This window comes from Bartonella sp. AA89HNZF, assembly GCF_042196905.1.
Taxonomy (GTDB): domain Bacteria; phylum Pseudomonadota; class Alphaproteobacteria; order Rhizobiales; family Rhizobiaceae; genus Bartonella.
Genome location: NZ_JBHIRD010000004.1, coordinates 128,178 through 141,383, shown reverse-complemented (window position 1 = coordinate 141,383; position 13,206 = coordinate 128,178). Strand labels below are relative to the sequence as shown.

The following is a 13,206-nucleotide window of genomic DNA, read 5'->3' as shown; positions in this document are numbered from 1 at the left end:
GAATGCACATGCAAACTGAAATAATAGCGCAATTAGTCTTAATTCTTCCAGAGCTTTTAATTGCATTAGGAGCTGTCGTGCTGCTTATGATTGGTGTTTATTCCAATACACGTGCTTCTTTAACAGTGACAGGTTTAGCCATAGCACTTCTTGTGGCAACCATTGTTATTCTTATAGTTTTTCCGGAAAATGGCTCATTTCAAACCAATGCGCTCGTTATCGATTCCTTTAGTCGTTATATGAAAATTTTAATGCTTATTGGTGCACTCTTTTCTCTTATCATGTCTGTTGGTTTTGCCAATGCACAAAAGTTTAATATATTTGAGTTTCCAGTGCTTGTTCTTTTAGCAACCCTTGGAATGATGTTTATGATTTCAGCGGGTAATATGCTGTCGCTTTATATGGGGTTAGAATTGCAATCTTTAGCTTTATATGTTTTAGCAGCGATTAATCGTAATAATGTGAAATCTTCTGAAGCCGGTATAAAATACTTTGTTTTAGGAGCATTATCTTCAGGGTTGCTTCTTTATGGTATTTCTTTGCTTTATGGTTTTACCGGTCAAATTGGTTTTCACGAAATTGCTCTTGCTTTAAAAGGCAAGAATGTACAATTAGGGGTTATTTTGGGAATTGTCTTTATTTTAGCTGGTTTGGCTTTCAAAATTTCTGCTGTTCCGTTTCATATGTGGACACCTGATGTTTATGAAGGAGCGCCCACACCGATTACAGCATTTTTTGCTGGTGCCCCTAAAGTCGCTGCAATGGCTTTAATCATCCGTATTATTGTGGTGACCTTTATTCCCCTAGGACGTGTTGATAACGTGATGCCTGCATGGCAACAAATTTTGGTGTTCATGGCAATTGCATCAATGATACTGGGTGCTTTTGCTGCAATCGGTCAGAATAATATTAAGCGCTTAATGGCTTATTCGTCGATCAGTCATATGGGTTATGCACTTGTTGGTTTATCTGCTGGAGATATGCTTGGGATAAAAAGCGTTATCCTTTATATGACTATTTATCTTGGAATGACGCTTGGTTCATTTGCCTTTATTCTTGGAATGCGCTCTCAGAATGGAAATGTTGAAAATATTTATGATCTTTCAGGGTTAGCAAAGACGAATCCGTTTATGGCTGTTGTGATGACAATACAGCTTTTTTCTTTAGCAAGCATACCTCCTATGGCTGGTTTTTTTGGAAAGTGGTATACATTTTCTGCTGCTGTCCACGCTGGACTTACGCCACTTGCTGTCGTTGGGATGATAGCGTCTGTAGTTGGGGCTTTTTACTATTTGCGAGTCATTAAAATTATGTGGTTTGATGATGCAAAAGCGCATTTTGTTGCTTTATCGAAAGAGCTTCAATTTTGTCTTGGTCTTTCTGTATTCTTTATTTTATTTTACGCGCTTTTTGGAGTTTGGTTCGCTGAGCTAGCAGAAAAAGCAGCAACAGCATTGTTTTAACGAATATGGTTTATACTTTATCAGATTTTGCACAAAAACAGGGATACACTGTTGAAGCGTACGATAGTATTGATTCAACAAATCTCATTGCGCAACGAAAAGCGCAAACTGGTCATCAAGGTAATCTTTGGATTGTTGCACAAGAACAATTACAGGGAAGAGCGAGAAGAGGGAGAACTTGGTCTAGTCCTAAAGGGAACCTTTATTCTAGTCTTTTGTTAATTGAGGATATTGTGCATCAAACTGCTGCTCAACTTGGTTTTGTTGCTGGAGTAAGTGTAGCAGAGGCAATAAAACAATTTATAAAAGATGAAAAGCAAACAAACAATATTGTGAGCTTAAAATGGCCAAACGATATTTTGCTCAGAGGTGTGAAAAGCTCTGGAATTTTGCTCGAGATTTTAAAATTGCCATCACAACAATATGCATTGGTTATTGGTATTGGAATAAATGTGAAATATAATTATGAAAACGCACTCTATCCCACTTCAAGTTTAAAGAATATTGGTTTGCATATTGAAGCAGAACAGTTATTTACGGTTCTGACGGAGTTTTTTTCTAAAAACTATCTCCTTTGGAAACAATCAGGAGGACGCAATATAATTCGCGAAAAGTGGCTTTTATACTCTGCTCATCTTGGGCAACATGTCAAAATAATCAATGATGAAAAAGTCATCGAGGGTATTTTTGATGGTCTTGATAGTGATTTTAACTGCATCATAAAACAAAATAATGGTCAAACAGCCATTATAACAGCTGGGGATGTTCATTTTGGTTCAGCTGCTTCTGCTCATGCAAATCGTATTAATTGATAAAGTTTTATTTCATCATCAGATTATCTTAATGATTTAGGAGATGTTTATGGTTGCGGCCAACGAGAATGAATTTGTTTTTTTACCTTTAGGAGGAGTAGGTGAAATAGGGATGAATCTCGCTGCTTATGGATTTGGTCCTGAAAATTTTCGTGAATGGTTGCTTGTTGATATGGGAGTTAGTTTTGCTGGACCTGAATTACCGGGAGCAGATCTTGTTTTGCCTGATATTCGTTTTCTAGAAAGTGAAAAACACAATATTCATGGTCTTGTTTTAACACATGCTCATGAAGATCATTATGGGGCCGTTCTTGATTTATGGCCAAAGTTACAGGTTCCAATTTACTGTACGCCTTTTACGGCAGGATTATTGGAAAGTAAAAGGCAAGCAGATTTTGAATCTCAAAAAATTTCACTCAATATTTTTCAAGCTGGTGATTGTTTTCAGGTAGGTTCCTTTGCTGTAGAGGCTATAGCCGTTAACCATTCAATACCAGAAGCTGTCTCTTTAGCAATTACAACCTCTTTGGGGACTGTGATTCATACTGGTGATTGGAAAATCGATCATACCCCTTCACTCGGGGCTGTAACCGATGAAAAAAGATTTCGTGCTTTAGGCAAAAAAGGTGTTTTAGCATTACTTTGTGATTCCACAAATGCGTGTCGGGATGGTATATCTCCATCAGAGCAGCAGGTTCAAACCAGTCTTTCTGAAATTATTTTGAAAGCTAAAGGGCGCGTTGCGATAGCAACTTTTGCTTCTAATATTGGTCGGATACGTTCTATTGCTCTTGCCGCTGAAGCTTCTGGGCGTAAGGTACTTGTCATTGGGCGTTCCCTTAAGCGAAGTATTATGGTTGCACAAGAGCTTGGTTATATGAATGGTTTAGCGCCATTTGTAACAGAAGATGATTATGGTTACATCCCGCGAAAAGATCTTGTTTTAATCGTCACAGGAAGCCAAGGTGAGCCGTGTGCTGCTTTGGCTAAACTTTCACGTGATGGAATGAGGAATATTGCACTCTCCGCTGGTGATACCGTTATTTATTCATCACGAAGTATTCCAGGAAACGAAAAATCTATTCTTGAGGTACAAAATCGTTTCATTGATTTGGGTATTGAAATTATTACGAATGAAGATGCTCTTGTTCATGTTTCAGGTCATCCCCGTCGTTCAGAACTTTTACAGATGTATGATTGGATAAAGCCACAGATACTTGTTCCTGTACATGGGGAAGCAATGCATCTTAAGACTCACGCAACTTTAGCCCGTCAAGCAGGTATTCAAACTGTTATGGATATCAGAAATGGCTATATGTTACGTCTCGCACCAAAGCCTGTAAAAGTTGTTGATCAAGTTCCTGTTGGACGTATCTATAAGGATGGTTGCCTAATTGGGGATGAAGATGAATTAGGGATTCGTGAACGCCGCAAACTCAGTTATGCTGGTCATGTTACTATTTCTCTCCATATAAATAATAAGTATGAATTATTGGGGGATATCGGTCTATCAACATTCGGGTTACCTGAAAATAATGGAAAAGGGGAGAGTTTGAAAGATATTCTTTTAGATATTGTAGAAAATACAGTTTATAACATCCCACGGCTAAAACGGAACAATAATGAACTTATTCGAGAGGCAACACGACGTGCAGTAAGAGCAGCTGTTCATGAGATTTGGCAAAAAAAACCTATCTGTACAGTTTTTTTACATCGGTCAAAATAAAGAATTTTCCTATTACGTTATTTAAAGAGAAAAGCATTTTTATTTTATTGCTAAATAAGAAAAATAGAGAATAGAGCACAATAAATTTTGAAACAATAAGATCGTTATATTTGCAAGTATTCAGAATGCGGCTATAGATGAATGGAGGGTGTGTTAAATTGTTTCAATATGGTAGATCTGATTAGGAGTTAATTATTTCAATGCGTCTTTCTCAATATTTCCTTCCCCTGTTAAAAGAGAATCCTAAAGAAGCAGAAATTGTTTCTCATCGTTTTATGTTGCGTGCTGGGATGATTCGACAGCAAACATCAGGAATTTATTCTTGGCTTCCTTTGGGAAAAAAAGTGCTTGATAAAGTTTGTAAAATTATTCGTGAGGAGCAAGAACGCGCTGGTGCAATAGAAGTATTGATGCCTACAATTCAATCTGCTGATCTTTGGCGTGAAAGCGGTCGCTATGATGATTATGGTTTGGAAATGCTCCGCATTAAAGATCGTCAAAAACGTGATTTACTTTATGGTCCAACCAATGAAGAGATGGTAACAGATATTTTTCGCTCTTATGTTCGTTCTTATAAAGATCTTCCGCTTAATTTGTATCATATTCAATGGAAATTTCGTGATGAAATTCGTCCACGTTTTGGTGTGATGCGGGCACGAGAATTTTTAATGAAAGATGCTTATTCTTTTGATCTTGATTATGAAGGTTCTAAAACATCTTATAACCGTATGTTTGTTGCTTATTTACGCACTTTTTTTCGTCTTGGTTTAAAAGCAATTCCCATGCGTGCTGACACAGGTCCCATTGGGGGGGAGCTCAGTCATGAATTTATCATTTTGGCTGAAACGGGAGAGAGCGCTATCTTCTGTGATAGACAATTTCTTGAACTTACCGTTCCCCATAGTTCAATCGATTTCAGTGATAAAGCTGTTTTAGATGATATCGTTAAACAGTGGACATCTTTTTATGCAGCGACAGAAGAAATGCATGAGGAAGAGGAATGGGCTAAAATTTCTGAGAATAATCGTCTTTCAGCGCGTGGTATTGAGGTTGGGCATATTTTCCACTTTGGTACTAAATATTCCGCTCCAATGGGAGCAAAAGTTATGGGACAAGATGGAAAAGAGCATGTGGTCTCTATGGGATCTTATGGTATTGGGCCTTCGCGTCTTGTTGCGGCCGCTATTGAGGCTTCTCATGATGAAAATGGTATTATTTGGCCAAAGTCGATGGCACCGTTCGATTTTGGGATTATCAATATGAAGCCCGATGATGAAAAATGCACACAGGCATGTGAGTTTCTCTATCAGGGATTAAAGAAGGTTGGTTTTGATCCGTTATTAGATGATAGAAATGAACGTCCTGGATCAAAATTTGCAACAATGGATTTGATTGGTTTGCCAACGCAAATCATTGTTGGTCCTAACAGCATTGCACAAAATGAAGTTGAAATTAAAGATCGCAAAACAGGTGTAAAAAAATCTCTAAAGGTTGAAGATGTACTCAGCCAACTTTCTATAATTTAATAGGAAATATTATGAAGAGGCTGAAAAACAAATGCTTTTCATCTTATGAGTGGATGATCGCTTTTCGTTATATGATTCCGAATAAAAAACATGTCGTTGCCTCTGTTATTTCAATTATTTCTCTTATTGGGATTATGTTGGGCGTATTTGCTCTGGTTGTTGTTATGGCGGTGATGAATGGCTTTCGTACAGAACTTCTCAATCGTATTCTTGGTATGAATGGACATCTTATTGTTCAAACAGTTGATTCTGGTTTTTCTGATTATAAGACTCTTATTTCTTCTTTAGAAACTACAAACGGTGTGAAGTTTGCTTTACCTGTTATTGAAGGTCAAGCGCTTGTTCAAGGTGAAGTTCAAGGTGGCTCTGGCGCGTTAGTTCGTGGTATGCGCAAACAAGATCTAGAAAAGCTTAAAACAGTCTCTCAAAACATTAAATTAGGATCGATTTCTCGGTTTGATCAACAAGAAGGTGTTGCAATTGGAAGTGGCTTAGCAGAAAAATTAGGACTGACAGTTGGAAGAGATATTCGTATTATTACTCCAGATGGTGATGAGACTCCTTTTGGCGTTACTCCGCGCGTGAAAGCTTATAAAGTCGTTGCTATTTTTGAAGTTGGTATGTCTGAATATGATTCAATATTTATCTTTATGCCTCTTCATGAAGCACAAATGTTTTTTAATTTAGGAGATAAGGTTCAGTCTTTAGAGTTATTTCTAAATAATCCTGATGCAGTTGATCAAATAAAACCCGTTGTAGAAAAAGCAGTTGATCAACAGGTTTATTTAATTGATTGGCGTACACGCAATCAGGCTTTTTTTTCAGCTTTACAAATTGAACGAAATGTTATGTTTTTTATTCTTTCTCTGATCGTTCTTGTTGCTGCTTTAAATATTATTTCAGGGCTGATTATGCTTGTAAAAGATAAAAGTCATGATATTGCAATTTTACGCACGATGGGGGCGCAACAGAGTGCGATTTTGCGTATATTTATCATTACAGGAATGATGATTGGTTTTATTGGAACGATATTGGGGTTAGTTTTAGGTGTTATCGCGACCGCGAATATTAATCATATCCAAGATTTTATATCTTGGTTATTTAATGTTGACGTTTTTAATCCTCAACTTTATTTTTTAACAAAATTGCCTGCACAAATTGAGTGGAGACAGACCGTCTTGGTTGCTATGATGGCTTTATTTTTGTCGTTTCTTGCTGCTCTCATTCCGGCATGGCGTGCTGCTAAGCTAGATCCCGTACAAGCTTTGAGGTATGAATAATGACAGCTATTTTAGAGCTTGTAGAGATTGAAAGACGCTTTTTCGAGGGGCATAAGCCGCTCATTGTTTTAGATAAAGCGAATTTTATTCTTAATCGTGGAGAGCTTGTCGCACTTGTTGCACCATCTGGTGCTGGAAAATCAACACTTCTTCATATTGCTGGATTATTAGAAAAACCAACCGCTGGTGATGTGATGTTACGGGGTGTTTCTTGTGCAAAGCGTTCTGATAGTGAGCGAACAGCTATAAGACGAAATGATATTGGTTTTGTTTATCAATTTCATCATTTACTTCCAGAGTTTACGGCGTTAGAAAATGTCATGATACCGCAAATGATAGCAGGATTAAAAAAATCCATAGCAGAAGATCGTGCGCGTAAATTATTAACGTATCTGCGTATTTCTCATCGTGCTAACCATCGTCCCTCAGAGTTATCGGGAGGAGAACAACAACGTGTTGCTATTGCACGTGCAGTAGCAAATGGCCCTTCGGTTCTTTTGGCTGATGAACCTACAGGAAATCTTGATCCAGTAACTTCAGCTTATGTTTTTCAAGCTTTATCTATCCTTGTTCGTCAGTCTGGTCTTTCTGCTCTTATTGCAACACATAATTACGCTTTGGCTAAGCAAATGCATCGTCGAATTACACTTAAAGAACAAAAAATTATAGAACTTCCTTAAAGCAATGTATAAAATTTATACGAATAATTGAATAGTTTATATTACTTTATTCAAGGAGATTTTTTATGACAGTTTTTGCCGTTGACAAAAATCAATTAGATGCTCGTCGTCGTCGATTGATTTTTCGTGCATGGCATCGCGGTATTCGTGAAATGGATCTCATTTTTGGACATTATGTTGATGCTCATATCATTGAGATGAATGATAAAACGCTCTCTGAGCTTGAGTATATTATGTCTTTTGATGATCGTGATTTACTCACATGGATTACTGGAGAAATTTTGCCCCCCTCTGAAGTTGATAGTCCACTTTTCCGTGATATTGCCAATTATCGTACTTGCTTAAGTTATTAATCCCGATGCCTATATTTAAAAAAATTGTTATTCCCAAAAATAATTCTGTTCGTATGATTTTAGATGGCGTTACTGATGGATTTGAAGCCTTTGCGCTTGCTAAATTAAGTTCAGAAATTGCACAAGGTAAACCGCTCATCTATGTTATCCGTGACGGAACAAAAATTGCGCATTTACAACAAGTTTTAAATTTTATTGAACCCAATTTACCCGTACTTCAATTTCCTGCATGGGATTGTTTGCCTTATGATCGTGTGTCACCAGGAATTGCTGTTATGGCACGTCGACTATCAACATTGGCACACATAGCAAATTTACGGAAAGATCCACATCCTGCAATTATATTAACAACAGCAAATGCAATTATGCAAAAGTTGCCTCCTCGTGAAATGATAGAAGCTCAGCTTATTCACGCATGTGTTGGCCAACGCAATAACATGGGAAATCTTATTCAATTCCTAGAAACCAATGGTTTTGAACGCGTTACAGTTGTCCGTGATGTTGGTGAGTTTGCTGTAAGAGGAGGAATACTTGATATCTTTTCTCCGATGGATGTTGAACCTTTACGCCTTGATTTTTTTGGAGATACCCTGGAAAGTATCCGCGTATTTGATCCAGAAAGTCAAAGGACAACACGTCAAAAAACTGAACTTTTATTACAGGCAATGAGTGAGGTTGTTCTTACACCAGAACGAATCAGCCGATTTAAAAGCAATTATACCCGTACATTTGGTGTATCACAAAAAAATAACATGCTTTATGAAGCAATTGCTCAAGGACGGCGTTTTGCCGGTATGGAACATTGGCTTCCTTTTTTTTATGAAAACCTTGACACTTTTTTTGACCATTGTGGTAACCTACCGCTTGTTTTTGAGCATCTTATAGAAGAAGTTTTCATTGAGCGCTATCGCCTTATTGAAGACTATTATAATGCGCGTAAAGAGCGCGAAAATGATAAAGAAATTTCTACTTCTTATCATCCAATAGACCCTAGTCTTCTTTATTTAACGCTAGAGCGTGTTTTGGAATGTGTGCAACAATCTTCACAGCGTATTGATTTTTCACCTTTTAATATTCCACAAAGTTTGGAACAAACAGTTATTCACACCAATGTTAAACAGGGATATGATTTTGTAAAAGAGCGTAATGCGCAAGAAAAAAATGTTTTTTCAAATGTTATTGATCATATCGCCTCTTTACGCACTGCTGGCAAAAAAGTACTTTTAGCGTGTTGGAGTGAAGGGTCTCTCAATCGTTTGATACAAGTTCTTGATGAGCATGGATTGAAAAAAATAGATGTTGTAAAATCCTTGCAAACTGTCAAAGCAACACCACGAGATCATATATTAGCAGCTGTTATCATGATAGAACATGGTTTTGAGGCTGAAGATTTAGCTATTATAGCAGAGCAGGATATCCTAGGTGATCGCTTCATCAGATCACCAAAGCGGCGTAAGAATAATACAAATTTTATTTCTGAAATTTCTGCTTTAAATTCTGGTGATATTGTTGTGCATATCGACCATGGTATTGGCCAATTTGTTGGTCTTAAAACCATCACAACCACTGGAATTTTACGAGATTGCCTTGAAATTAAATATGCTGGAGGAGATCTCCTCTTTTTACCTGTTGAAAATATTGAGCTTCTCTCACGTTATGGCTCAGAAGGAACAGAGGTAACTTTAGATAAATTAGGGGGGGGTGCTTGGCAAGCACGTAAAGCGCGGCTTAAAAAACATTTATTGGAAATGGCAGGGCAATTAATCCGTATAGCTGCAGAGCGTATGACTCGTGCTGCGCCTGCTTTACTTCCACCAATTGGACCATTTGATGAGTTTGTTGCTTGCTTTCCCTATGAAGAAACGGAAGATCAAATGAATGCAATTGATGCTGTTCTGGATGATCTAGCCTCAGGCAAGCCGATGGATCGCTTGATATGCGGTGATGTTGGTTTTGGAAAAACTGAAGTAGCCATTCGAAGTGCTTTTGTTGCAGCATTAAATGGATATCAGGTTGCGGTTGTTGTACCAACAACTTTGCTTTCACGTCAACATTACAAAACATTTATTTCGCGTTTTCAAGGATTACCAGTTAAAATTGGACATGCTTCGAGGCTTGTAAAAGCGAAAGAACTTGCACGAGTAAAAAAAGGTGTTTCAGATGGTACAATCGATATTGTCATTGGAACCCATGCATTATTAAGTGGTGCAGTTAATTTTTTACGGTTAGGCCTTCTTATCATTGATGAAGAACAGCATTTTGGTGTCAAACACAAAGAGCGTTTAAAAGAGCTTAAAAGTGATATTCATGTTCTCACACTTTCAGCAACTCCCATACCACGCACTTTAGGGTTAGCTTTATCGGGTGTACGTGAACTTTCATTGATAACAACCCCCCCCATTGATAGAATGGCGGTTCGTACTTTTATTTCACCATTTGATGCACTTGTTATACGAGAGACCCTGCTTCGAGAATATTATCGTGGTGGACAAAGTTTCTATGTTTGTCCTCGTATTTCTGATCTGGCTTTTGTAGAAGAATATCTCAAAACACATGTGCCAGAACTGAAATTCGTTGTGGCTCATGGACAAATGCCGGCTGGACAACTTGATGATATCATGAATGCATTTTATGATGGGCAATATGATGTGCTACTCTCAACAACCATTATTGAATCGGGGCTTGATATTCCAACAGCCAATACTCTAATTGTGCATCGTGCTGAGATGTTTGGCCTTTCTGCCCTTTATCAGTTACGTGGTAGGGTAGGGCGTTCAAAACAACGTGCTTATGCTCTCTTTACATTTCCTGCTGGTAAAGTCTTAACAGCTGCTGCCGATCGCCGTCTTAAAGTTTTACAATCTCTTGACACCTTAGGGGCCGGTTTTCAATTGGCAAGCCATGACATGGATATCCGCGGTTCAGGCAATTTTTTAGGTGAAGAGCAATCGGGGCATATCAAAGAAGTTGGATTTGAACTCTATCAAAAAATGCTTGAAGAAGCTATTGCTGAATTAAAAGATGGAGAGCTAAATGAAGATAAGCAATGGTCTCCTCAAATTTCTCTTGGTACAACAGTGATGATACCAGAAAGTTTCGTGCCTGACTTATCATTACGTATGGGACTTTATCGTCGTTTAACAGAACTTGATGATTTAGAACAAATTGATGAATTTGCAGCGGAGTTAATTGATCGCTTTGGTCCTTTACCCATTGAGGTTCAACACCTTCTTAAAGTCTTTTATATCAAAACATTGTGTCGAAAAGCGCATGTAGAGAAATTAGATACAGGACCAAAGGGGATTGTTATACAGTTTCGTAATAACTATTTCGCAAATAGTGTTGCTCTTGTTCAGTGGGTTGGAAAACAAGGTTCGATGGCAAAAATTCGTCCAGATCAAAGTATCGCTCTTATTCGTGATTGGTCCACAGCGGATGAAAGGCTTGTTGGAGCAGCGAATATTATGACACAGCTTGTCGAAATGGCAGAACAACATTCTGTTTAAAAAATATCTTTATTATTTCAGAACTATTACTTATTTTTATAAAATTCTTATATAAAAACAATTATTTATTGATTTTATATAAGAATAAAATTTAAGTTTATAATAAAGAACCATTTATATATTTATTTGGTTTTTATTATACACGTATTGATATAATTAAGAAAATAGATTAGATTGTTTAACTCCAATAAATAGCACTTATCATATAATAAGCTAATAAGCTTCTGTAAATTTTTTAGAAAGAAAAAATTTGGTAAAGATAACATGCTTTCTTCATTACAAAAGTGTCTAACTATCGTTTTTTTATTACTCACTTTGATATATGGCGTAAAAAACGCTCACGCTGAGTTATCTTCTGATGAACAATACCAACATTTAAAAAACAAAAGAAAGAATATTAAAGAGAGCATACAATTTATTGAAGAAAGTATGTCTCATTTGAACATTTGGGAAAAAAATATTTCTAAAGCAGAGTACTATGAGCGTTTGCAGGAACGGAATAAGCTATACAAAAAACTGAAAACTCTGAAGAATGAATATTATAATCTTGGTTCGAAATTACAGGATCTAGCTGAAAAAAAACAAAAAATTATCTTTAGAATACATATAGCGAGAGAGTACGAAGTAGGGGAGTATGAAGAAAAGTTGATTAAAACAAAAGATTATTTAAAAAAAACTCAAATATTTAATGAATGGGGAATGAATGAGAAAAGTGGAGGTGATGATGAGATAATGAAAAATTATCTCATGTTTATTATTGCTTGCAACACGTTAGCGGATATATTGCAGAGTGATATAGGTGCTATTTTGCGCAAAGATTTTGATTGGAAAGATAAAGATTTTAGTTGGGCTAAAGGCGCAAATAATTCAATAAGTCCTAGTTTAGTCAGGGATATTAAAGAATTACTAACAGATGGCTCTTATAGTTATGAAAAACAAATATTTGACGATATAAAAAATAGTCTTACAAAAGATAATTTGTTTGTTAAAAATGCACCTGAGCTTTGTAGAACCATTAAAGAAGTACATAATATAATGCTGCCAAACAAGAAAAAGAATATTATAGATCGTATGCGTTCTCATGTTAAAGAATTATTCAATTAAAAAGTATTGTTTGATTTATGTTGAATTATATTCAAAATAGAAAAATACTTAATTTTTCTTAACAGTATAATTTAGAAAATTCATAAAAAATAATGCCATAAGAATATCCAATTAAAAATTTTCTCATATAAATACAGATAAATTAAGATTATATAATAAATAATATTTAAAATATGTTAGTAAAATATATTTTATTTTTTTGTTTTTAATATTAATTTATAATAAAGTAATTTTATGTATATAAGATATTATATATTGTTATTATCATATAATATTTAATATATATTAAATAATAAACTCATATATCTTTTTTATGTTTTCTTTTTATGCATAATTTTTTGTGTTTGTAGTTTTTTATTTTTATCTGATTAATTATTTTAATGACGATACATCTCATATCATAAATCTTGTTTCATTGATACGATAAGAGAAATATTTATAGCTCTAAGTTGTGTTATATACAGAAACAAAATGATATTTTGAATTCATTTTTTTAAAAACTTAAATCATTAACGATTTATATCTTTGATGTTGTGAAAGATGAAAAGAATTTACAATTTAGCAGCTTCTTTTATTTGAGAAATAACTTAAAATAAATTGATAAAAGCTATATTTTTATTCACGTTGTAAAGCTGAGAGATGATATTTGTACAGAGGTACAATAATGGGTGTTTAATATATGAGCATAAATTTATTATGGCTTTGGGCACGTAAAATAATTCATAGGGGGTATTTTTATTCTTTTGTTTAGTAGTT

The 13,206-nt window shown here is 35.7% G+C and carries 9 protein-coding genes; all 9 read left to right on the top strand.

Annotation, left to right across the window (positions count from 1 at the left end; genetic code table 11):
* Positions 1-8: 8 nt before the first annotated feature.
* Positions 9-1,463: an NADH-quinone oxidoreductase subunit NuoN gene (gene nuoN / locus ACFIN0_RS03485; RefSeq protein ID WP_375701926.1), complete on the top strand. Its 1,455-nt coding sequence runs from the start codon at positions 9-11 to the stop codon at positions 1,461-1,463.
* A 5-nt stretch (positions 1,464-1,468) separates the two neighbouring features.
* Entirely contained in the window at positions 1,469-2,275 is an 807-nt protein-coding gene (locus ACFIN0_RS03480) for a biotin--[acetyl-CoA-carboxylase] ligase (protein ID WP_375615195.1), read from the top strand.
* 49 nt (positions 2,276-2,324) lie between these two features.
* Positions 2,325-4,001, top strand: coding sequence for a ribonuclease J (locus tag ACFIN0_RS03475; protein WP_375606841.1), 1,677 nt, complete (start codon positions 2,325-2,327; stop codon positions 3,999-4,001).
* A gap of 200 nt (positions 4,002-4,201) precedes the next feature.
* The gene (gene proS / locus ACFIN0_RS03470; RefSeq protein ID WP_375606842.1) at positions 4,202-5,527 is read left to right on the top strand and encodes a proline--tRNA ligase; all 1,326 of its coding nucleotides are present in this window, start codon (positions 4,202-4,204) and stop codon (positions 5,525-5,527) included.
* Positions 5,528-5,538: 11 nt separating this feature from the next.
* Positions 5,539-6,807 (top strand): lipoprotein-releasing ABC transporter permease subunit, encoded by a 1,269-nt coding sequence (locus ACFIN0_RS03465; RefSeq protein WP_375614586.1) that lies wholly within the window; start codon positions 5,539-5,541, stop codon positions 6,805-6,807.
* Positions 6,807-7,487, top strand: a complete 681-nt coding sequence (locus tag ACFIN0_RS03460; protein WP_375606844.1) for an ABC transporter ATP-binding protein — start codon at positions 6,807-6,809, stop codon at positions 7,485-7,487. Before ACFIN0_RS03465 ends, ACFIN0_RS03460 begins: the two co-directional genes overlap by 1 nt.
* Positions 7,488-7,552: 65 nt before the next feature.
* On the top strand, positions 7,553-7,840 hold the full coding sequence (locus tag ACFIN0_RS03455; protein WP_375606845.1) for a succinate dehydrogenase assembly factor 2: 288 nt from the start codon (positions 7,553-7,555) through the stop codon (positions 7,838-7,840).
* Positions 7,841-7,845: 5 nt separating this feature from the next.
* Positions 7,846-11,346, top strand: a complete 3,501-nt coding sequence (mfd, locus tag ACFIN0_RS03450; protein WP_375701925.1) for a transcription-repair coupling factor — start codon at positions 7,846-7,848, stop codon at positions 11,344-11,346.
* A gap of 264 nt (positions 11,347-11,610) precedes the next feature.
* Positions 11,611-12,450, top strand: coding sequence for a hypothetical protein (locus ACFIN0_RS03445; protein WP_375610351.1), 840 nt, complete (start codon positions 11,611-11,613; stop codon positions 12,448-12,450).
* The last annotated feature ends 756 nt before the right edge of the window (positions 12,451-13,206 follow it).

Coding starts and splice junctions, on each gene's coding strand:
- nuoN (WP_375701926.1), top strand. CDS start 9: ATGCAAACTGAAATAATAGCGCAATTAGTCTTAATTCTTCCAGAGCTT.
- ACFIN0_RS03480 (WP_375615195.1), top strand. CDS start 1,469: ATGGTTTATACTTTATCAGATTTTGCACAAAAACAGGGATACACTGTT.
- ACFIN0_RS03475 (WP_375606841.1), top strand. CDS start 2,325: ATGGTTGCGGCCAACGAGAATGAATTTGTTTTTTTACCTTTAGGAGGA.
- proS (WP_375606842.1), top strand. CDS start 4,202: ATGCGTCTTTCTCAATATTTCCTTCCCCTGTTAAAAGAGAATCCTAAA.
- ACFIN0_RS03465 (WP_375614586.1), top strand. CDS start 5,539: ATGAAGAGGCTGAAAAACAAATGCTTTTCATCTTATGAGTGGATGATC.
- ACFIN0_RS03460 (WP_375606844.1), top strand. CDS start 6,807: ATGACAGCTATTTTAGAGCTTGTAGAGATTGAAAGACGCTTTTTCGAG.
- ACFIN0_RS03455 (WP_375606845.1), top strand. CDS start 7,553: ATGACAGTTTTTGCCGTTGACAAAAATCAATTAGATGCTCGTCGTCGT.
- mfd (WP_375701925.1), top strand. CDS start 7,846: ATGCCTATATTTAAAAAAATTGTTATTCCCAAAAATAATTCTGTTCGT.
- ACFIN0_RS03445 (WP_375610351.1), top strand. CDS start 11,611: ATGCTTTCTTCATTACAAAAGTGTCTAACTATCGTTTTTTTATTACTC.